Genomic DNA, 21,545 nt, shown 5'->3' with positions numbered 1-21,545 from the left:
TGCTGAATTCCTGATCGCTAATACTACCACGGCACACGGGGGCGGCAAGACAGGGTTTTCCCTGTCTTTTCAGTGCATTAACCCATAATTAACCGTGTTTTTCAGCCGCCGGCCCCAGGGGCGCGCGGCTGCGGTGCCGCTGGAGCGGGCGCTTGCGCCGCAGGAGCCTGTCCGGCGGGGCGCGCCGCGGGCGGGGCGGCGGTGGGCGGGGCGGCGGCGGGCTGGATCTGGCTTTCGGCGCCGGCCCGCAGGCTCGGCGGGATCTGTTTACGGGTTGCCAGGCGAACCGTGAGATCCTGAGCCGTGGCCGGACTCATGTCGGCGAGCACGGCAGCCAGCTTGGCCTCTTTCATCCGTTCGACCACACCCAGCAGGACATTGGCATCGAGTTGCTCGAAGATGCGGGCGGCATCCTTTGGCTTCATGTTTTCATAGACCTTCACCAGGCCCTGCAGGTTCTGTTCTTCCTGCTTGTCGTATTGCTGGACGATCTGCTTGATGCTGCCCTCAAGCTTCTTCAGCTCGGCGATCCGCTCGTCGATGCGTTTCTCAGCGGCCGCCAGCAGGCTTTCGCGCAGATCGATCTCGCGCGCACGCTGTTCGAGTTGGTCGCGCCGCTGCGCCAGATTGGCCAGCAACTCGATCTCGGCGCGCGTGAATGTGGTCGGATCGCGATCGGCGAGCGACTTCACGCTGGATGACGGCGTCGCATTGCCGCCGCCTGGCTGCCCCGGGGCCTGTGCCGCGGCCGGGGTCTGAGTAGCGGCAGACTGGGGAGCAGCAGACTGGGGAGCAGCAGGCTGGGGCGTGGAAGCCTGGGCCGGCGGCTGAGCTTGAGCCTGGGCCTGCGCGGCAGGACGGGGCGTCAACTGGGTCGGCTGCCCGGCCCCCTGCCCTGCACCCTGTTGCTGCGCTCCGGCCGGCGTCACGAACAGTTCCGCCCTGCCCTGCCATAGCGCGCCGATTTTCAGTCCCAGCAGCAGAGCCACGGCCAAAATGGTCAGCGGCAGAACCCGCACGCGCGACGCGAGGCGAGGTTTCCCGGCCTGCATCGCCTGCGCCTGCCGACCGTTCGTCATTATCGGGCCTGCCGTAATGCCATGAGCAATTCGCGCTCCGCCTCGGATCGCGGCTCAATCTTGAAATCGCGGCCGCCGGCCGGCGCCGCACGCTTGGCCGGGAACGGGGTCACCGGCTGCGGCCGTTCCGCCGCCGCGGGACGCTCCGGGCCGCGATCCGTACCACGCTGCCCCATCGCATCTTGTCGAACCGCGCGGTTGCCGCTGGCCTCACCGGCCAGTCGGTCAGCCAGCCGGTCGGCCGTTTCGATCATGAAGCCGAGTTCATCGCGCAGTATTTTGGCCTGCTTCATGCGCTCGTCATGCGCAGCATCGGCCCCCGCCGACGCCGCCTTCAGTTCCGTCATGCCCTGACGCGCTTTTGTCAACGCCTTGTCGAATTCTCCGATCAGACGGCGCATTTCGTCCTGGTTGGCGCGCAGATTACCAAGCCGCCGGTTCAGCACCAGGGAAATGCCGAAGGTAATGACCAGCAGGACGGCAACGACGATTTCGACGACCAATGTCACCGTCATCATACACCCCCCAGATTCTTCAATGTCCGATCGATCCTGACCGCGATGTTGTTGCCCATGCGCCCCATGCGACCTTCCACCATGGATATGCCGCCACACCGCATCATGATCACCGATTCCGGCGTGGCGTTGAACATGATGGTCTTGCCGACCTCGAGATTCATCACCTGGCCGAGCGTCATGACCTGCTCATCCAGCACGGCTTCGATTTCCACATCTGTGGACCACAGCTCGGTGGCAAGGTGGTTTTCCCAGATCGAGTCACGGCCGAATTTTTCGCCCATGAACATCTGGAGCAGCAACTCGCGCACCGGCTCCAGCGTCGCATAGGGCAGCATCAGCTCCAGACGGCCGCCGCGATCCTCCATGTCGACGCGCAGACGGGCAAGAATTGCCGCATTGGCCGGGCGGGCGATGGTGGCGAAGCGCGGATTGGTCTCGATGCGGTCGTAGGAGAAATTGACCGGCGCCAGCGGCTCGAAGGCGGCGCGCATGTCGTCGAGCACGACGTTGACCATGCGCTCGACCAGATTGCGCTCGATGGTCGTATAGGGACGCCCTTCGATGCGCATCGCAGCCGTGCCGCGACGACCACCAAGCAGAACGTCGACGATCGAGTAGATCAGCGAGCTGTCGACCGTGAGCAAGCCGTAGTTATCCCACTCCACGGCGCGGAATACGCTGAGGATGGCCGGTAGCGGGATCGAATTGAGATAATCGCCGAAGCGGATCGAGGTGATGTTGTCGAGCGAAACTTCAACGTTATCGGACGTGAAGTTACGCAGGCTGGTCGTCATCAGACGCACGAGGCGGTCGAACACCACCTCAAGCATCGGCAGGCGTTCATAGGAAACCAGCGCGCTGTTGATGATCGCGCGTATGCCAGCTTTGTCCGCATCCTCCTCTACGCTGGCATCGAAGCCAAGTAGGCTGTCGATTTCATCCTGATTCAGGATGCGGGTAGACCCGCCGGCGTCGTCGCCGCCACCAGCCCAGGCTGCGCCGTCTTCAGGATTATCCGCCATGACTGCCTCGCTTGGTCACTGGATCAACATCTCCTTGAACAGGACATCATTGATCTTGATCGGTGCCACCGCCTGGTTGACGCGGATCAGCAATTCTTCCTTCAGCCGGTACAGGCCGGCCGAACCAACCAGATCGTCGGGCCGCAATTCGCGCAGATAGATCTGGAAGTTATCGGTCACACGCGGCAGCAATTCGTTCAGCTTGGGCGTTGCCAGCGGATCGTTGTGTTCCAGCGCCACCTTGAGCTTGAGATAGGACGCCTGGCGGCCGGTGGAATTCAGATTCACCAGAATGTCCGGCAGGTCATAGAAGACCGTCACTTTCGGCGGCTCGGGCTTGACCTCTGCCTCCTCGCTGCTGCCGGCGAAAAGGAAGAAATAGGCCGCGCCGCCGCCGCCCAGAACCAGCAGCAGCAGAACGGCAGCCGCGATGATGACAATCGCGCGCTTGCCCTTCTTCTTCTTGCCTTCGAGCTCTTCGCCGCCCTCTTGGCCTTCGGTCTCGTCACTCATGCCGGCGAATCCCTGGCCTCTGCCTGTTCAGTCTAGGCTGCCATTGGTAAGGCCGCAGAGTTAACACTTTATCACCGCCCGGCAGAATTTGCCGGGTCATCGGCTCCACGCCCGGCCAAAATGCCCCCCTGCGGCAAATTAACCAAATTTATTCCCCGTTTTCCGGCATAAAATCAATTGGCACGAGCTCTGCAAATGAAAGCCCGACAACGGCTAAACGCGAGTTTGGAGCCATGGAGAATACGACCTATATCGGCCTGTCCCGCCTCTCGAGCATGCGGCGCGAGATGGATGTTCTGGCCAACAACCTGGCGAACATGAACTCGAACGCCTACAAGGGCGAGCGGGTGATGTTCGAGGAGTACCTGAAAGGCCCGAACGACGCCAAGAAGGTCAGTTTTGTCAATGACTTCGCCGTTCTGCGCGATACGCGTATCGGCAAACTCGAGCAGACCGGCAACACCTTCGACCTCGCCATCACCGGCAACGGCTACCTCACCGTCGACACCCCGCAAGGCCGCCGCTACACCCGAGACGGCCACCTGCGCCTGGACGCCGACCGTCGCCTCGTGACCACGGGCGGTCACCCCGTTCTGGATAACCGTGGCCGCGATATCGTCCTGCCACAGGATGCCCAGGATGTCCCGACCGTCGCCGCCGACGGCACCATCACGGTCGGCCAGCAGCAAGTCGCCAAGATCGACCTGGTCACTTTCGAAAGCGACCAGGAACTGCGCAAAACCGCTCAGGGCCTTTATGCCACCAGCCAGGAGCCGCAGGCCGCGCCGGCCAGCAGCACGCTGGTACAGGGCATGCTGGAGGCTTCCAACGTCGAGCCGATCGTCGAGATGACGGCGATGATGGAACTGCTCCGGCAGTACCAGGGCACGCAAAGCCTGATGGACTCAGAACATGAACGCATGCGCACCGCAATCCAGCGGCTTGGGCGCACGGCGTAAGACTTAAAGAGCAGGAGAACCGACCATGCGTTCGCTCAGCACCGGCGCCACCGGCATGATGGCCCAGCAGCTCAATGTCGAGGTGATCTCGAACAATATCGCCAACATGAGCACGACGGCGTTCAAGCGCCAGCGTGCCGAATTCCAGGACCTGCTGTATCAGAACATGCGCCGTCCGGGCGCCTCTTCGTCGGATGCCAATACCATCGTGCCGTCGGGCATCCAGATCGGCGTCGGCGTGCGCACCGCCGGCGTCTACCGCATCCACGAACAGGGCAACCTGACCCTGACGGGCAACACCTATGACCTGGCCATCAGCGGCAAAGGCTATTTCCAGGTCACCCTGCCCTCGGGCGAAACCGCCTATACCCGCGCCGGATCGTTCCAGATCAACGCACAGGGCCAGATGGTCACCACCGATGGCTATCTGCTTAATCCCGCGATCACCGTGCCGCAGGGCGCCCTGTCGGTCAGCATCGATGCCACCGGCATCGTCGAGGCCCGCATCGCTGGTCAGGCAAATGCCCAGCAGCTGGGCCAGATCCAGCTGGCGACCTTCATCAACGATGCCGGCCTGGAGGCGACGGGCGACAATCTGTTCCTGGAAACCGCAGCTTCGGGCCAGCCCACCGTGGGCAATCCGAATGCCGTGGGCTTCGGTACCCTGCGCCAGGGTTATGTGGAAACCTCGAACGTGAATCCGGTGCAGGAAATCACCAACCTGATCACGGCGCAGCGCGCCTATGAAATGAATTCCAAGACCATCACGGCATCAGACGAGATGCTGCAGACCGCAACCCGTCTGCGCTGATGCCCTGATACGCCAAACGGAGATCCGCCATGGCCTCGCTTCGCACTCTGCTTCTCGCCGGTTTCGCAACCGCAGCCATGGTATTGCCCATGGCCAATATCCCGCCGGCCGCGGCACAGACCCAGGTCGCCTCGGTGGGCGGCGGCGCTGGCCGCGTCATCGGCGAGCGTGAAGTGGCCCGCCGGATCGCCGAGCTTGTGCAGCAGCGCAATGGCGGCCAGCCGGTGGATATCTATTTCCACGGAATGGACAACTATATCGAGGTCCCGGCGACGGCCCAGGCCGTGTTGCAGGTCGAGAGTTTCTCCTTCGACTCGCGCAGCGGTCGCTTCATGGCTTCGCTGACCACACCTGGCCGCAATGAGGCCGTAAGGTTCAGCGGCCGGGCGCAGAACGTGGAATCCCTGCCCGTGCTGAAAAACCGCGTGGCTGCCGGGGAAACCATCACCAAGTCCGATATCGAATGGATCAGGGTTCCGGCTGGCCGCTATGGCGGCGGCTATATCGACCGCGTCGAGGATCTGATTGGCCACAGCCCACGCCGGCCGCTGGCCGCCGGCCGGCCGCTGCGCACCAGCGACATCGGCAAGCCGGAAGTGATCACCAAGAACGGACTCGTCACGATGGTGGCGCAGGGCCCGGGACTGACCATCACCACCACCGGCCGCGCCATGGAGGCCGGTAGCATGGGCGATGTGATTCAGGTGATGAATGTACAGAGCAAAAAGACCGTGCAGGCGACCGTGATCGGCTTGAACCAGGTTCAGGTCATCACCGCCCCCAATATGATCGTCTCGAACTGACCTATGCCGAGCAAAAAGGAAACAGCCATGCTCCGCTCGATCCCCACCGCCCACACCGGCACGACTTTCGCCCACGCATTCCGCTTTGCCGGCATAGCCGCGATTGCCCTCGCACTTGGCGCCTGCGGCAACATCAGCCGGCTGGCCGATGTCGGTTCCGCGCCGCCGCTGAGCAAGATCGACAATCCGTCGGAACAGCGCGACTACCGCGCCGTCAGCCTGCCGATGCCGGCCCCGGAAGTAACGCCGCGCCACGCCAATTCGCTGTGGCGCCCTGGCGCGCGTCAATTCTTCAAGGATCCACGCGCCACCAAGGTCGGCGACATCCTGACGGTCAACATCAATATCCAGGAACGCGCGCAGTTGCAGAACAACACCACGACCTCGCGTGACAACAGCGAGTCGGCCGGTCTGCCGAACTTCCTCGGCCTCGAGGCCGGTGCGCTCACCCGCATCTTCAATGGCGCCGATGCCGATAACCTCGTCGGCATGAACTCGTCGTCAGGCGTGCAGGGCCAGGGGCAGATCAACCGCCAGGAACAGATCACGTTGAGCGTCGCCGCTCTGGTCACCCAGATACTGCCCAATGGCAATATGGTCGTGCAGGGTCGTCAGGAGATCCGGGTCAACAATGAAATCCGCGAATTGCTGATCAAGGGCATCGTGCGGCCGGAAGACATCACTGCCACCAATACGGTTGCCCATACGCAGATGGCGGAAGCCCGCATCTCCTATGGCGGCCGCGGCCAGCTCACTGACGTGCAGCAGGGTCGCTGGGGTCAGCAGATCTTCGACATCATCTCTCCGTTCTGAGCGGAGGTACCCCACCCCGCCCGCAATGCGGGCGCGCCAGAACGTGCGTCAGGATCGCAGGATGCGGTCCGCGGCAAAACGCCAGGGGTGTAAAACGCAAAAGGCCGGTCAGAAGACCGGCCTTTTCGTCATTTCAGGGCTGCGATGCCTCAGATGTCATCGCGATGAGTCCGCTCTCGGCGTTCGTGGCGCTCCTGCGCCTCGATCGACAGCGTGGCGATCGGGCGGGCCTCGAGGCGCTTGAGCGAGATCGGTTCGCCGGTCTCCTCGCAATAGCCATACGACCCGTCGTCGATCCGCTTCAACGCCGCATCGATCTTGGAGATCAGCTTGCGCTGGCGGTCACGCGTCCGGAGTTCGAGCGCACGATCCGTCTCGGTCGAGGCGCGATCGGCGATATCCGGCTCCTGGGTCGTATCCTCCTGCAGATGTTGCAGGGTTTGATTGGATTCCCGCAGAATTTCTTCCTTCCAGGCCAGCAGCTTGCGGCGGAAGTATTCCTTCATGCGCGGGTTCATGAAGGCCTCACTCTCAGTCGGCCTATAATTCGCCTTCAATTGGATACCCATGTAAGAGACCCTCCAGGCGCCGCGGCGACTCCGGACCCCCGGCCGCGGCGCGCGGGAGTATATGAATCGGCCCGGTCCGGGGCAAGGCCATCGAACCCACTGGAAGCCTTTGATTTTTTGAAAAAATTGTGAACAATCCGCTTACGGACTATTTCATTCAGAGGCCTAGCTTGGCCAATTCCACTTCACAGCGCAGTTCGATCTCGGCCATCAGTTCCGCCAGTTGGGGATCCTCAACCGCCATTTTTTCACTCCGCAGGGCCTGGGCCAGCGACTGAAGCCGGGCTGCCGGGATGCGGCCCTCCAGAAGGCCATGGCGGATTTCGTCCAGTTTCTCGAGCAGGGTAGAACCACGCCGGAAGGCGCGCTGGCGGTTCTGCCGGCCGCCGGTCTGCTCGTCGACTGCCTGGATGGTCAGCATGGCGTCCAGTGCCGCCATGGGCGCAACCTGCGGCGCCTGACCCGTCGGTTTATCGGCGCCCTTCAGCAGGCTAGCAAAACTGGCCCCGCCGGCGCCGCCGGCGCCGGTCGTGCGTTTGGGCGCCCCCGGGGCAATGCTGCCTGGACCTTTGACTTTGTCGATGCTCATGGGATTTGCGATCCGTTACGTCCTGCATGGTGCCCGATAAGACTGGCCGGGTAAAGCCGGCATTTTTTGCCGCATGACACCCCGCATTGCAATCAAATCCATTATAATTCAATCAATTAACCATTGGCATGAGCTTCGCATTACCTGTTGCGAGAGGCGGCTGCGATAGCCGCGAGCGTAAAGGAAGATGCGATATGTTCCGCTTCGCCCATAACCGGTTCAAGCCCCTGCTGCAGCGCCTGGCCATGGCGGCCTTGAGTGGCTGCCTGTTGCTGAGCGCACTTGCCGCCATGCCGGCCCAGGCCGGCTCCCGCATCAAGGATATCGCCGATTTCGAGGGCATCCGCGACAACATGCTGGTCGGCTATGGCCTCGTGGTCGGCCTGGATGGCACCGGCGACAGCCTGACCAACGCCCCCTTCACCCGGCAGAGCCTGCAGGCGATGCTGGAGCGTTTCGGCGTCAACATTCGCGATGCCGGCACGTTCCGGACCCAAAACCTTGCCGCCGTGATGGTCACGGCTTCGCTCCCCCCCTTCGCCCGTCACGGCAGCCGCATCGATGTCAATGTCTCGACCATGGGCGATGCCAAGAGCCTGCAGGGCGGAACCCTGCTGGTGACTCCCCTGCTCGGCGCCGACGGCGAGGTCTATGGCGTGGCGCAGGGCGCCATCGCGATCAGCGGTTTCCGCGCCCAGGGCGCCGCGGCTCAGGTCACGCGCGGCGTGCCGACGTCGGGCCGCATCGCCAATGGCGCCATCGTCGAACGCGAAGTCGGTTTCGAACTGGCCTCGCTGCCGGTGCTGCGCCTGGCGCTGAAGAATCCGGACCTGACCACCGCGCGCCGCATTAGCCAGGCCGTATCCACCCTTGCCGGCGTGCCGACCGCGCGTGCGCTGGATCCCAGCACCGTGCATATCGACATCCCGGAGCGCTACCGCCGCGACGTCATCGGCTTCATGACCGAAGTCGAGCAGTTGCAGGTCGAACCCGACCAAATGGCGCGCGTCGTGATCGACGAGCGTTCGGGCACCATCGTGATGGGCACCAATGTGCGTATCGACACGGTCGCCATCGCCCAGGGCTCGCTCACCATCCGCATCACCGAGACGCCGCAGGTCTCGCAGCCTAATCCCTTCGCGCCGGGCCCGGCCAGCGTGGCCGGCATCGCCGGCACGTCGGCAACGACCGGCACCGTGCAGGTTCCGCGCATCGGCCCCGATGGCCAGCCGGTGAAGGATGCATCGGGCAATTTCGTCTTCGACACCATCACCCAGGCTGTTCCCGGCACCGGCACGGCAACCGTGCCCGGCCAGATCGGCGGTGGCGCCCAGACCGTGGTGGTGCCGCGCACCGACATTCAGGTCGACGAACAGGCCGACCGCCGCCTCGGCATCATCCCGCGCGGCGTGTCACTGAAGGAACTGGTCGACGGCCTCAACGCCCTTGGCGTGGGTCCCCGCGACATGATCACGATCCTGCAGGCGATCAAGGCCGCCGGCGCCCTGCAGGCCGAAATCCAGGTGATGTGATGTCGACCCTCAGCTCTAGCGCCACACTGAACGCCTACGCCGTCGACCAGGCGCGGACCGACCGCATGGCCGGCGAGGCCAGCCTGCGCAAGGGCGGCAGCGCCCGCAAGGCGGCAGAGGATTTCGAGGCCTTCTTCCTGTCGCAATTCTTCGAATTCATGTCGAAGGACATCAAGACCGATGGACCGATGGGCGGCGGGCAGGCGGAAGCGACCTGGCGGTCTTTCCTGAACGAGCAGTATGGCCGGGAAATGGCCCGGGGCCGCGGCGTCGGCATCGCCAATATGGTCTACGATCAGATCCTGAAAATGCAGGAGGCGCAGTCATGAACCATCGCCCGCAAAGCCCTGCCCCTCGATCGCAGCCGGTGAACCCGCGCGTTGCCCAGCGGCTGGGGATCGATACCGGACCACGCCCGGCCGACAATTGCGGTGCAGGTGCCGTGCCGCCGACGGTGCCCGAACTCAGCGACCTGGTGATCCAGCTAAAGGACATCATGCAGCAGGAAACTGCGATGCTGGAGCGCCACGATTACGACAACCTGCCGCGCACCACAGAGCAGAAGCGCATCATTGCCGGCCTGCTGCGCGACAAGCAGAAGGTGCTGAAACAGCATCCGGATGCGCTGCATGGCGCGCCTGAAGCGGAGCGCGAGAAGCTGAAGCAGCTGTTGGGCGAGATGCAGCAAGTCGGCAAGCGCAACGAGATCGTGGTGCGTACCGCGCGCGACGCCAACAAGATGCTGCTGGATGCCGTGATACGAGGTGCGACCAAACAAAGTCAGCTCGGCACCGGCTATGGCCGCACCGGCAGCATGACCGCCCTAACCGCCAATTACGGCGCGCGCCAGCCGGTATCGCTGTTCAACAACGAGGTCTGCTGAGACCACGCTCAAACGGCCCGGGCCCCGTCCGATCCGCGTGCAGTGCCAAGCGGGGATGCCGTATCAGTCCCGATCTTGCTCGTGACTGCGGTTGATCGCCCAGAAATCGTAGAAGACCGCGAAAGCCGCCAGGGCCAGGCCAAAGGCCTGCATGCCTCCATCCCGCGCTCCGGCCGCCAGAACGATGCCAAGCAGCCCCAGTACTGTCACCAGCGCGGCCATTACCCAATAGCCCATCACGGCCATGGCCTTCTCATTCATTGTTTGCTCCTTTCGCGCAATTCAGCGTCAGCATCATCGAACAGCACGCGCCGTCCGGCGCCTTCCAGGTCATCCATCTGACCGGATTTCAGCGCCCACAGGAAAGCGAACATGCCAAGCAGGCCCAGGCCGATCGCGGCCGGGATCATGAAAAGAAGGATCGTCATGCGGCCTCCCTGCGCCGGCCAAGATCAAGCCGCAGCGCATTGCCGACCACCAGGATAGATGAACTCGACATGGCGATCGCCGCGATCAGCGGCGTGACCATGCCGGCGATCGCCAGCGGCACGGCAAACAGATTATACACCAGGGCCAGAACCAGATTCTGAAATGCAAGGCTGCGGCTGCGCCGCGCCACAGAGAGGAATTCGGGCACCGCAACCAGTTTCTCGCCCTGGAAAACGGCGTCAGCCGCGTTCTGCGCGATATCCAGGCCGGACGAAGGCGACAGCGAGGCGTCAGCCTGGGCCAGCGCGACGGCATCATTCAAGCCATCGCCCACCATCAGCACATGGCGGCCCTGCTGCTTGAGGGCGGCGATCGCTGCGGCCTTGTCGCGCGGATCCATGCCCGCCTGCCAGTCGGCAATTCCGATCTGCTCTGCCACGGCCGATACCGCCGCGGGATGGTCGCCCGAAAGAATCGCCACGCGGAAGCCAGCGCGGCGCAGGCCGTCAACAACGGTGGCTGCATCGCTGCGCAGCGTGTCCGTGAAACGGAAGCGGCGCGCAACATGGCCTGGGCGCGTCAACCAGAGTTCCGAGTAGCCGTCGGCCGGACGGACATCGACGCCGGCAAACCTGGCATGCCCAAGGCGGATATCGCCGGCGGCCGTCTGCAGCCGCAGCCCCTGCCCCGGCAATTCCTGGACCCCATCGGCCTGGGCAACGTCGCCACAGGCTGCCAGCAGCGCCTTGCAGAGCGGATGACGGCTGCGCACAGCCAGGCTGGCCGCCAGATGCAGGCTTTCCGCATCGCCCGCATCCTCGTTCAGCAGACGTGGCTGACCCAGCGTGAGCGTGCCGGTCTTGTCGAATACGATGGTATCGATCGGGGCAGCACGCTCCAGTGCGGTGGCTGACTTGAGCAGGATGCCGCGCCGCATCAGGCGACTGCTGGCCACCACCTGCACCACTGGAACGGCCAGCGCCAAGGCACAGGGACAGGTGATGATCAATACAGCGGCGGCAATCAGCATCGCGCTGCGCCAATCGGCATCGCCGATGAGCATCCAGCCCGCAAAGCTTAACACTGCCGTGACATGGACCACCGGGGCATACCAGCGCGCGACCCGTTCGGCCAGGCGCACATACTGGTCGCGGCCATGCTCAGCCGCCTCCATCAGGCGCGCGATCTCTCCCAACAACGTGGCGCTGCCGACTGCCGTGACACGCAGAGTAAGCGGCGCCTCGAGATTGATTGCTCCGGCGAAGACATGGGTGCCGATTTCCGCGGCCTGCGGCAGGGTTTCGCCATTGATCAGACTGGAATCCAGTGCAGAACGGCCCTCTATCACCATGCCATCCACAGGCACGCGCTCGCCGGTGGCAACCAGCACCCGGTCGCCGACCGCAACCATATGGGCTGGCCGCTGCAGAATCCCGGACTCGCCGACGACCGAAACCGGCTTGGCGGTCCATGCCACTAACCGCTGCGCGGTACGGCGCGCAAATCCGCGCGCCCGCAGATCCAGATACCGACCGACCAGCAGGAAGAACAGCAGCGTGACAGCCGCATCGAAATAGGCATGTGGCCCGGAGCGCAGCATCTCGGCCAGACTGACGACCACTGCGAGCGTGACGCCAATGGTGATCGGCACGTCCATGTTGGTGCGGCCCTGGCGCAGAACCGCATAGGCCGAACGGTAGAAAGGCCGGCCGGCATAAGCGATTGCAGGGATTGCTATCAGTGCCGATATGCCATGAAACAGATCGCGAGTGGCCATGCCCATTTCGCCGACATGGCCGGACCAGACCGAAACCGACAGAAGCATGATATTGGCGGCGGCAAAGCCGGCCACTGCCATCGCACGCAGCAGGTCGCGTTCTTCGGCGCTGCCGATTTTTTCAGCGGCTTCCGAGGTCAGGGCCAGACAGCGATAGCCCAGGCGCGTGACAATGCCGGCCAGTTCGTTGACCCGATCCGTTGCCCCCCTCCAGTTCAAGGTCAAACGGCGGGTGGTGGCGGAAAGCCGCGCCTGCTGCACGCCAGGCTGGGCGCGCAGAGCCTGCTCGATAAGCCACAGACAGGCGGCACAATGCATGCCCTCGACCAGGAATTCGACCTGACAGGTCTCATCCTTTCCGCTCTGAACGAATTCTCGCCAGTCTGCGGCATCGGCATCTGCCGGCGTCGGCGCTGCGGCGTCGCGCAGGCTGTAATACCGTTCCAGTCCCAATCCCTTGATCATGGAATACGCACCGGCGCAGCCGCTGCAGCAGAATGACGGCCGGCCTTCATCGACCTGGCCTGCAACCGGCGCACCACAATGGGCGCAGGCGGCAGTAGCGCCGGCCTGCAGGCGGGTTGCATCGGTCGACAGAGCAGCCAGCGCCATGGTCCGCTCACCGGATCATCAGTCGCTCGGCGCCGGCGAACTCGTCGCTACCGCGCCGGGCGGAGAAATGCAGGTCCCAGGCCCCGCGCTTGGGTAGCGCGATCAGGCTGCGGTACCGGCCGCCGCCCACCGGCTCGAAAGCGATTTGCAGGGGGGGCAGGTTTTCCACTGGCCGCTGCAAACTCCCTTCCAGCGCCAGGCCGTCAAGCGCGGCTTGCGTCGCATCGATCCAGCGCAGTTCGATCGCGATATGGTCGCCCATGGGCGTGACTGCGACGTCATAGCGCCATCCCAGCCTCGCCTGCGCGTCGAGTTGCGCCTTGGTCTGATTATAGGCCAGCCCCTTCTTGTAGGGATGCTCAACCACCAGGCCGCTGTATGTATCGGTGGCATAGACGATCAGCGTGGCATTGACCGCGATAACGATCACAAAACCTGCCACAAACAGCCAGGGGATCCAGTGCCCCCGCAATGAAGTCGTTCCTCGTGCCATAGCGACGGTCATTATAGCGGCTCCAGAGACCTTGAAAGCATCAATTTGGGGCGTTGAAGGTGGACTGGTAGCTGACCAGGCGACGCCCCTCGGCATCCGTTACGTGAAAGCGCAGGCCGGTGGAGGCTTGCCGAATGGCCTGGCGCGGCGCCTTAACGAACACCCGGTATTCGCCGACATCATCGGGTGGCGCCACCACCGGCAGGCGCGCGGCCGGCTCGTCGCCCTCGCCAGCCAGGAACATGGTGGCCTGGGGGATGCCTTCTATGGTCAGGAACAGCCTGCGTTCGTCACGGGTCTTGTTGAGCAGCTTGACGGTATAGCCGTTGCGCAGCGAGCCATCCGACAGGGTGATATAAAGCGGCGCCCGGTCATGCAGCACGTTCATCTCCCAGCTCGAACGCGTCAGCAGCGCGCCAGCCATGATCGCCACGACCAAAGCCAGCAGGGCTGCGTAGACAACGGTGCGGGTGCGAAGGAGCTTGAGTATGGTTTGCTGCTTGTTGGCACGCCGCTCGAGATTCGCGATAGAGACGAAATCGATCAACCGCTGTGGCCGGCCCACCTTGGCCATGATCTCGTCGCAGGCATCAATACACAGGCCGCAGCCGATGCATTCGAGCTGCATGCCATCGCGAATGTCGATGCCGGTAGGACAAACATTCACGCAGGCGCGGCAATCGACGCAGTCGCCACGGCCTTCCCAGCTTTCCCCGGCCTTGTGTTTGCCGCGCGTCTCGCCACGCCAGCCCTGATATGTCACGGCCAGCGTGTGTTCGTCCTGCATCGCAGCCTGGAAGCGCGGCCAGGGGCACATATAGGTGCAAACCTGCTCACGGGCCCAGCCGGCCAACAGGTAGGTGGTGCCGGTAAACAATCCGAAGAAGAAATATGTGCCGCTGCCGGCTTCGCCGGTGAAGATCTCGCGCGTCACCGTTGGCGCATCCTGGAAATACATGATCCAGGCACCGCCGGTGGCCGCGGCGATCAGCAGCCATACGACATGCTTGGCGGTCTTGCGCCAGGCCTTGTTGAAACTGAACGGCTGCTGGTCCAGTCGCATGCGGGCATTGCGATCGCCCTCGATCCAGCGCTCCACCAGCATGAAAAGGTCGGTCCAGACCGTCTGCGGGCAGGCATAGCCGCACCAGACTCGACCGAACAAAGCAGTGGCCAGGAACAGGGCGACTGCGCCTAGGATGAGCAGTCCGGTGAGATAATAGACTTCCTGCGGCCAGATCTCGATCCAGAAGAAATAGCCGCGGCGCCCCTCCATATCGAGGAGCAGGGCCTGATCGGGAGCATCCGGTCCGCGATCCCAGCGTATCCATGGCGCGATATAGTAGGCCGCGAGGCAGGCGATCAGGATCGCCCATTTGATATTGCGGAAGCGGCCGGAAACGGCCCGGGGATAAACCTTGACGTGGTCGGAATAGAGCGAGGGCGCGAACAGCCCCAGCATCGCGTCGGCGCGATTCTTAGTTTCAGGGGCCATCTGGTTCATATCAGTCACTCGCACCCTCATGCGCTGCTGGTCGTAAATCCCGGAATCTCCCCCGATCCTTTTTCCGGAATTTAGTGCGCCGCCTACTGACTCAATCTGTGGCGTTTGGGCGCAGCGGCAATCTGCCGCTGCGCCACGCCATCTCGTTTAAGACTTACGCCTGCCGGTTACTCGCCGCCGCCCAGGGCATGAACATAAAGTGTCAGCATCTTGATCGTGGCGTCGTCCAGACGCCCGGCCCAGGCTGGCATCACGCCGGCACGGGAATAGGCTATCGACTGGACGACAGAGGCCCTGTCGCCGCCATACAGCCAGATCTTGTCGGTCAGATTGGGGGCGCCAAGTTCGCGCAGGCCCTTGCCCTGTTCGCCATGACAGGAGGCGCATTGCTCGGCGAACAGCTTGGCGCCCTCGGCATGCGGTTTGTCGAGGCCCGACAGCGACAACACATGCTGGGCGACCGCCTGGATCTGCGGCATGGTCAGCAGGCCATCGGCCAGGAACCGCGGCATCTGCGACACACGGGTATCGTTGTCGTTGGCCCAGCGTATGCCGTGCTGCAGGGTCTGCTGGATTTCCTCCAGCTTGCCGCCCCATAGCCAGTCGTCATCGGCCAGGCTGGGATAACCCTTGGCGCCAGTGCCGCCCGACTGATGGCAGGGCGCGCAATTCTCGGCGAACAGCACGCGGCCGCCGGCCAGCGCGAAACGGTTCAATTCGGGATCGGCCTTCACGGCAGCAATATCGAGCTTGGCGATCTGGTCGCGATACTGGGCCTGCGCCGTGCTGGCTTCCTGCAGCCGCTTGGAAACGTCCTCGCGCTGGGTATAGCCAAGGATGCCGCCGAAATGGCTGTTCAGAAAAGGCACCGAGGGATACAGCACCATCCATACAACCGAAAACAGCACAGTGGCGTAAAACACATACAGCCACCACCGCGGCAGCGGCGTGTTCAATTCCTTGAGACCGTCCCACTCATGGCCAGTGGTTTCAGTGCCGGTGATGGCGTCTTTTTCGATCTTGGTGGGCATCAGATCACTCCTTCTCGATGCCGTTATGCAAAGCGCCGTCGCGCAGCGGAATCTGTCCGCGCGATTCCCAGTCCTTGCGTCTGGACGGCCACATCACCCAAATAACGGTGCCGGCGAACAGCACAAAGAACCACAGCGTCCACAAGGATTTCAGATGTGGGTATATGGCCTGCAACATGACAGCCTCCTTACTGGCGAAGGCTGCCTGGCTGCACCTTGTCGAATTCGACAAGGGTGCCCAGCATCTGCAGATAGGCGACCAGGGCATCCATCTCGGTGATCTGAGCTGGATTGCCATCGAAATCGCCCATGCGCGCCTTGGGATAGCGAGCGGCGACCGCATCGGTATCGGCATCCGCCGTGGTCTGCGCCTCAAGATCCTGCTTAGCGTTCTGGATCATGTCATCGGTATAGGGCACGCCGGTGACCCGCAGCGCCTTCAGGTGATCGGCGATGTCAGCGTATTGCAGGGGACGGTTCGCCAGGAAGGCATAGGGCGGCATGATGGACTCCGACACCACAGCACGCGGATCCTTGAGGTGTTCGACATGCCACTCGTTGGAATATTTGCCGCCAACGCGGGCGAGATCGGGGCCGGTGCGCTTGGAGCCCCACTGGAACGGATGATCGTACATGCTCTCCGCTGCCAGGCTGTAATGGCCGTAACGCTCGACCTCGTCGCGCAGCGGGCGGATCTGCTGGCTGTGGCAGACATAGCAGCCCTCGCGGATGTATATGTTGCGCCCGGCCAGTTCGAGCGGGGAGTAGGGCCTCATGCCCTGCACCCGTTCGATGGTGGTCTCGATGGTGAAGAGAGGGACGATCTCGACCAGGCCGCCGATGGCAACCGTGATCAGGCTCAGCACGAGCAGCAGGACCGAGTTCTTCTCGATGACTTCGTGACGATAGGCCATGTCGGGCTCTCCTTACTCTGCCGCCGCCGACTGAGCGGGGGCGCGGACGATCGGCGTTTCATTGCGGACATCGCCCCGCGCCGTGCGCCACAGGTTGTAGACCATGATCAGCGCACCGGTCAGGAACAGCAGACCACCCAGCGCACGGATCACATAGAAGGGATGCATCGCCTGCACGGTCTCGACGAAGGAATACTGCAGGAAGCCGAGGTTGTCGTAGGCGCGCCACATCAGGCCCTGCATGATGCCGGACACCCACATCGCGCTGATGTAAAGCAGAATGCCGATGGTGGCGATCCAGAAGTGGTAGGACACCAGGCGGACCGAATACAGGCCCGACCGCTTCCACAGTACCGGCACGAGATAGTACAGCGCGCCGAAAGTGATGAAGGCATTCCAGCCGAGCGCGCCGGAATGCACGTGACCAATGGTCCAGTCGGTATAGTGGCTGAGGCCGTTCACCTGACGGATCGACATGACCGGACCTTCAAAGGTGGACATGCCGTAGAAAGCCACGGCGGTCACCGAGAAACGCAGGGCCGGATCTGTGCGCAGCTTGTCCCAGGCACCCGACAACGTCATCAGGCCGTTGATCATGCCGCCCCATGACGGCATCCACAGCATCACCGAGAAGACCATGCCGAGCGTCGAGGCCCAGTCAGGCAGCGCGGTATAATGCAGATGGTGCGGGCCGGCCCAGATGTAGAGGAAGATCAGCGACCAGAAGTGCACGATCGACAGGCGATAGGAATAGACCGGACGGTTCGCCTGCTTGGGGATGAAATAGTACATCATCGCCAGGAAACCGGCAGTGAGGAAGAAGCCCACCGCGTTGTGGCCATACCACCACTGGATCAGCGCATCCTGCACGCCAGAGAAGAGTTGATAGCTCTTGGTGCCAAAGAACGACACCGGGATCGCCAGATTGTTGACGATGTGCAACATGGCAATGGTGACGATAAAGGCGACGAAGAACCAGTTCGCCACATAGATATGCGGCTCCTCGCGCTTCATCAGCGTGCCCATGAAGGCCACGAGGTAAACCACCCAGACCAGCGTAAGCCAGAGGTCGACGAACCATTCCGGCTCGGCGTATTCCTTGCTCTGGGTAATGCCGAACACATAACCCAGCGCCGCCAGTACGATGAACAGCTGATAGCCGAAGAACAGGAACCAGGCCACCGCCGGACCGCCGAACAGGCGGGCACGACAGGTGCGCTGGACGATGTAGAGCGAGGTACCCAGCAGGGCGTTGCCGCCGAACGCGAAGATCGCCGCAGAGGTGTGCAGCGGCCGGAGACGGCCGAAAGTGGTCCATTCCAGTCCCAGATTCAGCACCGGGTAGGCCAGCTGGAGAGCAATGTAGACGCCGGCGGCAAAGGCCGCGACGCCCCAGAAGATCGTGGCGATTACAAAAGCCCGTACGGCATCCTCTACATAGGCCTCGGAGCGTGCTCCTGCGACCGAAGTGGCGCCCGGTTGGGCTGCAGCTATGGCTGTCATGGATTCCTCGCATTTACGGCCGGCGATTCGGGGTCCCCCCGCCAGCGTCGAGATAGTCGGACGGACCGACGGAAGCGGCATTGACTCATGTCAATAAGACCCCCTCCCCCTCAAACAGAATCAAGGCTATACTGCGGCGCAGTGACGCAGGAGGCAATCTAACAATAAGCCTTCAGGAGGATGCCCATGATCAGTGCAACCGAACCGATGCCCCTCAATCCGCCCGGGCTTGTCCGGCAGGTTCCGCATGACCGGCCCTGGTACTGGCTGATCCTGGGCTGGCGCGACATGACCCGCTCGCCGCAGGTCAGCCTGGCCTATGGCGCCGGCCTCGTCGTCATCAGCTACCTGCTTGTTCTCGGCCTCTGGCAGGCCGATCTGGGCTATCTGGTTCTGCCTATGGCCGGCGGATTTTTCCTGATCGCGCCACTGATCGCGGTGGGCCTATACGACACCAGCCGCCGACTGCAACTGGGAGAAGCCGTCAGCCTGCCCGCCGCGTTGCTGAGCTGGCGCCGCCCCCTGCAGATTGCCAGTTTCGGCGTTGTCCTTCTGCTGCTGCATTTTGCCTGGACACGAGTCGCCCTGCTGTGGTTCGCGCTGTATTTCCACAGCGGCACCCCGCCGCTGGACGCCGTGCCCTTTTATCTGATTGAAGCGCAGAATCTGCCTTTCCTGGTGATTGGTGCGCTGATCGGCGGCGCCTTCGCCGTGGTCGTGTTCGCGGTCTCGGTGGTTTCCCTGCCGATGCTGCTCGACCGCGATGTCGACGTCATAACCGCGATGGTGGTGAGCGTGCGCGCGGTACTGCGCAATCCCAAGGCAATGGCGCTGTGGGCCGGCCTGATCGTGCTGTTCACAGCGGTCGGCCTGGCCACGTTCTTCATCGGCCTGGGCTTGTTTTTCCCGCTGGTCGCGCATGCCACTTGGCATGCCTATCGTGATCTGGTGGTCTAGGCTGCAAACCACCGCCAGGCCATCAGGCCGGCCAGCACGGCATTGAACAGCAGGATGGGGATCAGCCAGAAGCGCAGCTTCTGCCGCAGCTTGTGGCCGGCGGCGACCCCAAGCATGCCGACGACCAGCAGCGCGGGGACCGTGCCGGCCGCAAAGGCCGCCATGCCGGCCGCTCCCATGCGCCAGTCGCCGCTGGCCCCTGCCATCAGCAATGCGGCATAAACCAGACCGCAGGGCAGGAAGCCGAGACCAAGGCCGAGCGCGTAACCTGTCAGGCCTACCGGCCGACTGAACAGAGGCGAGAAAAGCCGTTGCCAGCCGGCGGATAATCCACCGCCGGCAAATGCCATCCTTGGCGTCCACTGGAACACCGCCATCCCAAGGAACAGAAGCGCCATGATGGATAGAGCAAAGCCCGGCAGGCGACTGAGCGCCGATACTCCCTGCAGGCCTCCGCTGAGGCCGCCGGCAAGCCCCCCCAATGCCGCGTAGGTCGTCGCACGGCCGAGATGATAGGGCACCAGCGTCATGCCCTGCAGGCGGGTAAGCCGCGTAGCGGCGGAGAGGTCCGTGGCGGCCAGGCGGCTGCCGACCTGAGCCAGCACGAAGGGGCCGCACATGCCGGCGCAATGCGTGAATCCGCCGATAAATCCAAGCATCAGCAGGCCAAGTGGCAGGCCATAGGAGAATACGCCGGGCGCGGCATCGCCATGCACGATGGCGCTGCAAGCCGAGAGAAAAGCGGACCAGTCAAACATGCGCGGACTATAGCCTCGGAAGGCCGGTTGGGGTTGATCCGGATCAATGCAACTGGCGCCTGCCCTACTTACCGTCGCGACATGGACGCCAATCGCAATATCCAGCAACTCCGCCCGGCGCCATCGCCTGCGATGCTGCAGATACTAATCGCGTTGCAGCATGATAGCGAGACGATATCGCCTCTGGAAATGCTGGCCGGAATGCGCCTGAACCTGACCGCCTTCTGCGCAGTGCTGAATGCCCTGCCGAATGTCTCGGCTGCAATGATGCGCGGGCTGGCGCCCGGAATCGCCGCTTTTCTGCGCCAGGATTATCCTGCCATGCTGGCCGAGGAAGAAAACGGCCTGTTGCCGGCCCTGCGCCGCCGCCTGCTGCTGGGCGACGATCTCGACCAGGTGATCGACCAGCTGATCGATGAACATCAAAGAGATCGGCTGCAGGCCGCCAACCTGGCCAATCGTTGCGATGAAATCGCGGGCGGCATAGACGAAGACGATCTGTTTACACTATGCGCGGCCCTGCGCTCATTCGCCGAGCACCAACGCCGGCACCTGGCCTGGGAAGATGCGACAATTTTGCCTCTGGCGCAGATCCGTCTGACGGCGGATGATCTGGCCCGGTGGCACAGGGCAATGCGCCGCCGCAACTAGGTGAATATCCGTATACCTGCCGGTATGCGCGGCGTCGTAAAGTCGATGCCAGTGTGAGGGTGCATCCATGGGCAATGTCCACAGCCTGCCTCTGCCGTCGGGCCGACAGGTTCCGAGCGCGAAACCCACCGACCCCTGCGTGAACTGCACGGCACGCAGCCTGACGATCTGCGCCCCGCTGACACTCCAAGAGCAGTGTGAGGTGGCGGCTCTGTCCACCGGCATGACACTGAAACCGCATCAGGTCATCTTCCATGAGGGAGATGAGGCGACCCATGTATTCAACATCACCAGCGGCAGTGTCGCATTGTCCAAATCCATGGCCGACGGGCGCCGCCAGATCACCGGATTTCTCGGCGCCGGCGATTTCCTGGGTTTTGGCGCCAGTCCAGAATACTCGCTGAGTGCGGAAACGCTGACCGAGGTGCATGCCTGCCGCTTTACCAAGCGCAATTTCCAGCAGTTGCTGGAACGCATCCCAAACCTGGAACATCGCCTGCTCTCGCTTGCCGAAAACGAACTGGAAATGGCGCAGAACCAGATTCTGCTGCTGGGTCGCAAGACTGCGATGGAGCGGATCGCCTCGTTCCTGCTGCAGCAAATGGAACGGGCGGAAAATCGCGGCATGACCACAACTCCGCTGCTGCTGCCGATGACCCGGGCTGAAGTCGGCGATTATCTGGGCCTGACCATCGAGACGGTCAGCCGCTGCTTCACCAAGCTGCGCAAGGCCAATATCATCAGCCTGCTCAGCGCTGACCGCGTCTGCATCAATCTGCCCGACAAGCTGGCCGAGCTGGCTTCTCCCAGCAGCTGATTGTCTGG

At 63.0% G+C, this 21,545-nt stretch carries 26 protein-coding genes; 10 read left to right on the top strand and 16 right to left on the bottom strand.

Features of this window, described 5'->3' with window-relative positions:
• Positions 1-101: 101 nt before the first annotated feature.
• The 4 genes from ACK4FK_RS07660 to ACK4FK_RS07645 are packed head-to-tail and all read right to left on the bottom strand — an operon-like array spanning position 102 to position 3,132.
• Entirely contained in the window at positions 102-1,079 is a 978-nt protein-coding gene (locus ACK4FK_RS07660; protein ID WP_409743422.1) for a MotE family protein, read from the bottom strand.
• Positions 1,079-1,582: a DUF6468 domain-containing protein gene (locus tag ACK4FK_RS07655; protein WP_409743419.1), complete on the bottom strand. Its 504-nt coding sequence runs from the start codon at positions 1,580-1,582 to the stop codon at positions 1,079-1,081. Before ACK4FK_RS07655 ends, ACK4FK_RS07660 begins: the two co-directional genes overlap by 1 nt.
• Positions 1,583-1,593: 11 nt before the next feature.
• Positions 1,594-2,619, bottom strand: coding sequence for a flagellar motor switch protein FliM (fliM, locus tag ACK4FK_RS07650; protein WP_409743416.1), 1,026 nt, complete (start codon positions 2,617-2,619; stop codon positions 1,594-1,596).
• 15 nt (positions 2,620-2,634) lie between these two features.
• On the bottom strand, positions 2,635-3,132 hold the full coding sequence (locus ACK4FK_RS07645) for a flagellar basal body-associated FliL family protein (protein ID WP_409743413.1): 498 nt from the start codon (positions 3,130-3,132) through the stop codon (positions 2,635-2,637).
• Between the two features lie 233 nt (positions 3,133-3,365).
• Here ACK4FK_RS07645 and flgF point away from each other — a divergent pair, with 233 nt between their 5' ends.
• From flgF to flgH, 4 genes are read left to right on the top strand one after another with little or no spacing between them, the layout of a single operon-like run.
• Positions 3,366-4,091, top strand: a complete 726-nt coding sequence (gene flgF, locus ACK4FK_RS07640) for a flagellar basal-body rod protein FlgF (protein WP_409743410.1) — start codon at positions 3,366-3,368, stop codon at positions 4,089-4,091.
• A 25-nt stretch (positions 4,092-4,116) separates the two neighbouring features.
• Positions 4,117-4,902, top strand: a complete 786-nt coding sequence (gene flgG, locus ACK4FK_RS07635; protein WP_409743406.1) for a flagellar basal-body rod protein FlgG — start codon at positions 4,117-4,119, stop codon at positions 4,900-4,902.
• A 29-nt stretch (positions 4,903-4,931) separates the two neighbouring features.
• The gene (flgA, locus tag ACK4FK_RS07630) at positions 4,932-5,705 is read left to right on the top strand and encodes a flagellar basal body P-ring formation chaperone FlgA (protein ID WP_409743403.1); all 774 of its coding nucleotides are present in this window, start codon (positions 4,932-4,934) and stop codon (positions 5,703-5,705) included.
• A gap of 27 nt (positions 5,706-5,732) precedes the next feature.
• Positions 5,733-6,518, top strand: coding sequence for a flagellar basal body L-ring protein FlgH (gene flgH / locus ACK4FK_RS07625; protein WP_409743401.1), 786 nt, complete (start codon positions 5,733-5,735; stop codon positions 6,516-6,518).
• 149 nt (positions 6,519-6,667) lie between these two features.
• Here flgH and dksA read toward each other — a convergent pair whose 3' ends face one another.
• Positions 6,668-7,087, bottom strand: coding sequence for an RNA polymerase-binding protein DksA (gene dksA / locus ACK4FK_RS07620; RefSeq protein WP_409743398.1), 420 nt, complete (start codon positions 7,085-7,087; stop codon positions 6,668-6,670).
• A 157-nt stretch (positions 7,088-7,244) separates the two neighbouring features.
• On the bottom strand, positions 7,245-7,676 hold the full coding sequence (locus ACK4FK_RS07615) for a flagellar assembly protein FliX (RefSeq protein WP_409743396.1): 432 nt from the start codon (positions 7,674-7,676) through the stop codon (positions 7,245-7,247).
• A 194-nt stretch (positions 7,677-7,870) separates the two neighbouring features.
• Here ACK4FK_RS07615 and ACK4FK_RS07610 point away from each other — a divergent pair, with 194 nt between their 5' ends.
• Genes ACK4FK_RS07610 through ACK4FK_RS07600 form a run of 3 tightly spaced genes read left to right on the top strand, consistent with a single transcriptional unit; the run spans position 7,871 to position 10,091 of the window.
• On the top strand, positions 7,871-9,208 hold the full coding sequence (locus tag ACK4FK_RS07610; RefSeq protein WP_409743393.1) for a flagellar basal body P-ring protein FlgI: 1,338 nt from the start codon (positions 7,871-7,873) through the stop codon (positions 9,206-9,208).
• Positions 9,208-9,537, top strand: coding sequence for a rod-binding protein (locus ACK4FK_RS07605; RefSeq protein WP_409743391.1), 330 nt, complete (start codon positions 9,208-9,210; stop codon positions 9,535-9,537). The genes ACK4FK_RS07610 and ACK4FK_RS07605 overlap by 1 nt, the downstream gene beginning before the upstream one ends.
• Complete coding sequence (locus ACK4FK_RS07600) at positions 9,534-10,091, top strand: hypothetical protein (protein WP_409743388.1); 558 nt, start codon at positions 9,534-9,536, stop codon at positions 10,089-10,091. The genes ACK4FK_RS07605 and ACK4FK_RS07600 overlap by 4 nt, the downstream gene beginning before the upstream one ends.
• A gap of 63 nt (positions 10,092-10,154) precedes the next feature.
• On the opposite strand, the gene ACK4FK_RS07595 is transcribed toward ACK4FK_RS07600, so the two are convergent.
• The 9 genes from ACK4FK_RS07595 to ccoN form a co-directional block, all read right to left on the bottom strand.
• Positions 10,155-10,352, bottom strand: coding sequence for a hypothetical protein (locus ACK4FK_RS07595; RefSeq protein ID WP_409743385.1), 198 nt, complete (start codon positions 10,350-10,352; stop codon positions 10,155-10,157).
• Positions 10,349-10,519 carry a cbb3-type cytochrome oxidase assembly protein CcoS gene (gene ccoS, locus ACK4FK_RS07590; protein ID WP_409743382.1) on the bottom strand — a complete coding sequence of 57 codons (171 nt, stop codon included), beginning with the start codon at positions 10,517-10,519 and terminating at the stop codon, positions 10,349-10,351. The genes ACK4FK_RS07595 and ccoS overlap by 4 nt, the downstream gene beginning before the upstream one ends.
• Positions 10,516-12,909: a heavy metal translocating P-type ATPase gene (locus tag ACK4FK_RS07585; protein ID WP_409743379.1), complete on the bottom strand. Its 2,394-nt coding sequence runs from the start codon at positions 12,907-12,909 to the stop codon at positions 10,516-10,518. Before ACK4FK_RS07585 ends, ccoS begins: the two co-directional genes overlap by 4 nt.
• Before the next feature lie 7 nt (positions 12,910-12,916).
• Entirely contained in the window at positions 12,917-13,414 is a 498-nt protein-coding gene (locus ACK4FK_RS07580; RefSeq protein ID WP_409743377.1) for a FixH family protein, read from the bottom strand.
• Between the two features lie 28 nt (positions 13,415-13,442).
• Positions 13,443-14,897, bottom strand: coding sequence for a cytochrome c oxidase accessory protein CcoG (gene ccoG / locus ACK4FK_RS07575; RefSeq protein ID WP_409743374.1), 1,455 nt, complete (start codon positions 14,895-14,897; stop codon positions 13,443-13,445).
• Between the two features lie 176 nt (positions 14,898-15,073).
• Complete coding sequence (gene ccoP / locus ACK4FK_RS07570; protein WP_409743371.1) at positions 15,074-15,937, bottom strand: cytochrome-c oxidase, cbb3-type subunit III; 864 nt, start codon at positions 15,935-15,937, stop codon at positions 15,074-15,076.
• 4 nt (positions 15,938-15,941) lie between these two features.
• A complete protein-coding gene (locus ACK4FK_RS07565; protein WP_409743368.1) occupies positions 15,942-16,115 on the bottom strand; it encodes a cbb3-type cytochrome oxidase subunit 3 in 174 nt (57 codons plus the stop codon).
• Between the two features lie 10 nt (positions 16,116-16,125).
• On the bottom strand, positions 16,126-16,851 hold the full coding sequence (gene ccoO / locus ACK4FK_RS07560; protein ID WP_409743364.1) for a cytochrome-c oxidase, cbb3-type subunit II: 726 nt from the start codon (positions 16,849-16,851) through the stop codon (positions 16,126-16,128).
• Between the two features lie 12 nt (positions 16,852-16,863).
• Positions 16,864-18,354 (bottom strand): cytochrome-c oxidase, cbb3-type subunit I, encoded by a 1,491-nt coding sequence (gene ccoN, locus ACK4FK_RS07555; RefSeq protein WP_409743361.1) that lies wholly within the window; start codon positions 18,352-18,354, stop codon positions 16,864-16,866.
• Positions 18,355-18,540: 186 nt separating this feature from the next.
• On the opposite strand from ccoN, the gene ACK4FK_RS07550 reads away from it, so the two are divergent.
• A complete protein-coding gene (locus ACK4FK_RS07550) occupies positions 18,541-19,311 on the top strand; it encodes a DUF2189 domain-containing protein (protein ID WP_409743359.1) in 771 nt (256 codons plus the stop codon).
• Here the strand turns inward: ACK4FK_RS07550 and ACK4FK_RS07545 are convergent.
• Positions 19,308-20,069, bottom strand: a complete 762-nt coding sequence (locus ACK4FK_RS07545) for a sulfite exporter TauE/SafE family protein (RefSeq protein WP_409743357.1) — start codon at positions 20,067-20,069, stop codon at positions 19,308-19,310. The genes ACK4FK_RS07550 and ACK4FK_RS07545 overlap by 4 nt on opposite strands.
• Here ACK4FK_RS07545 and ACK4FK_RS07540 point away from each other — a divergent pair.
• Positions 20,022-20,720, top strand: a complete 699-nt coding sequence (locus tag ACK4FK_RS07540; protein WP_409743354.1) for a hemerythrin domain-containing protein — start codon at positions 20,022-20,024, stop codon at positions 20,718-20,720. The two genes, ACK4FK_RS07545 and ACK4FK_RS07540, sit on opposite strands and share 48 nt — an antisense overlap.
• A 67-nt stretch (positions 20,721-20,787) precedes the next feature.
• On the top strand, positions 20,788-21,537 hold the full coding sequence (locus ACK4FK_RS07535; protein WP_409743351.1) for a Crp/Fnr family transcriptional regulator: 750 nt from the start codon (positions 20,788-20,790) through the stop codon (positions 21,535-21,537).
• Positions 21,538-21,545: the final 8 nt, after the last annotated feature.

It is taken from the genome of Ferrovibrio sp., assembly GCF_046297895.1.
In the GTDB taxonomy this organism is placed as follows: Bacteria; Pseudomonadota; Alphaproteobacteria; order Ferrovibrionales; family Ferrovibrionaceae; genus Ferrovibrio.
This window is presented reverse-complemented; position numbering and strand designations above follow the sequence as displayed.

Bases quoted from the DNA above. Each gene is read 5' to 3' on its own strand.
- ACK4FK_RS07660 (WP_409743422.1), bottom strand. From the start codon at position 1,079: ATGACGAACGGTCGGCAGGCGCAGGCGATGCAGGCCGGGAAACCTCGC.
- fliM (WP_409743416.1), bottom strand. From the start codon at position 2,619: ATGGCGGATAATCCTGAAGACGGCGCAGCCTGGGCTGGTGGCGGCGAC.
- ACK4FK_RS07645 (WP_409743413.1), bottom strand. From the start codon at position 3,132: ATGAGTGACGAGACCGAAGGCCAAGAGGGCGGCGAAGAGCTCGAAGGC.
- flgF (WP_409743410.1), top strand. From the start codon at position 3,366: ATGGAGAATACGACCTATATCGGCCTGTCCCGCCTCTCGAGCATGCGG.
- flgG (WP_409743406.1), top strand. From the start codon at position 4,117: ATGCGTTCGCTCAGCACCGGCGCCACCGGCATGATGGCCCAGCAGCTC.
- flgA (WP_409743403.1), top strand. From the start codon at position 4,932: ATGGCCTCGCTTCGCACTCTGCTTCTCGCCGGTTTCGCAACCGCAGCC.
- flgH (WP_409743401.1), top strand. From the start codon at position 5,733: ATGCTCCGCTCGATCCCCACCGCCCACACCGGCACGACTTTCGCCCAC.
- dksA (WP_409743398.1), bottom strand. From the start codon at position 7,087: ATGGGTATCCAATTGAAGGCGAATTATAGGCCGACTGAGAGTGAGGCC.
- ACK4FK_RS07615 (WP_409743396.1), bottom strand. From the start codon at position 7,676: ATGAGCATCGACAAAGTCAAAGGTCCAGGCAGCATTGCCCCGGGGGCG.
- ACK4FK_RS07610 (WP_409743393.1), top strand. From the start codon at position 7,871: ATGTTCCGCTTCGCCCATAACCGGTTCAAGCCCCTGCTGCAGCGCCTG.
- ACK4FK_RS07605 (WP_409743391.1), top strand. From the start codon at position 9,208: ATGTCGACCCTCAGCTCTAGCGCCACACTGAACGCCTACGCCGTCGAC.
- ACK4FK_RS07600 (WP_409743388.1), top strand. From the start codon at position 9,534: ATGAACCATCGCCCGCAAAGCCCTGCCCCTCGATCGCAGCCGGTGAAC.
- ACK4FK_RS07595 (WP_409743385.1), bottom strand. From the start codon at position 10,352: ATGAATGAGAAGGCCATGGCCGTGATGGGCTATTGGGTAATGGCCGCG.
- ccoS (WP_409743382.1), bottom strand. From the start codon at position 10,519: ATGACGATCCTTCTTTTCATGATCCCGGCCGCGATCGGCCTGGGCCTG.
- ACK4FK_RS07585 (WP_409743379.1), bottom strand. From the start codon at position 12,909: ATGGCGCTGGCTGCTCTGTCGACCGATGCAACCCGCCTGCAGGCCGGC.
- ACK4FK_RS07580 (WP_409743377.1), bottom strand. From the start codon at position 13,414: ATGACCGTCGCTATGGCACGAGGAACGACTTCATTGCGGGGGCACTGG.
- ccoG (WP_409743374.1), bottom strand. From the start codon at position 14,897: ATGGCCCCTGAAACTAAGAATCGCGCCGACGCGATGCTGGGGCTGTTC.
- ccoP (WP_409743371.1), bottom strand. From the start codon at position 15,937: ATGCCCACCAAGATCGAAAAAGACGCCATCACCGGCACTGAAACCACT.
- ACK4FK_RS07565 (WP_409743368.1), bottom strand. From the start codon at position 16,115: ATGTTGCAGGCCATATACCCACATCTGAAATCCTTGTGGACGCTGTGG.
- ccoO (WP_409743364.1), bottom strand. From the start codon at position 16,851: ATGGCCTATCGTCACGAAGTCATCGAGAAGAACTCGGTCCTGCTGCTC.
- ccoN (WP_409743361.1), bottom strand. From the start codon at position 18,354: ATGACAGCCATAGCTGCAGCCCAACCGGGCGCCACTTCGGTCGCAGGA.
- ACK4FK_RS07550 (WP_409743359.1), top strand. From the start codon at position 18,541: ATGATCAGTGCAACCGAACCGATGCCCCTCAATCCGCCCGGGCTTGTC.
- ACK4FK_RS07540 (WP_409743354.1), top strand. From the start codon at position 20,022: ATGCACGATGGCGCTGCAAGCCGAGAGAAAAGCGGACCAGTCAAACAT.
- ACK4FK_RS07545 (WP_409743357.1), bottom strand. From the start codon at position 20,069: ATGTTTGACTGGTCCGCTTTTCTCTCGGCTTGCAGCGCCATCGTGCAT.
- ACK4FK_RS07535 (WP_409743351.1), top strand. From the start codon at position 20,788: ATGGGCAATGTCCACAGCCTGCCTCTGCCGTCGGGCCGACAGGTTCCG.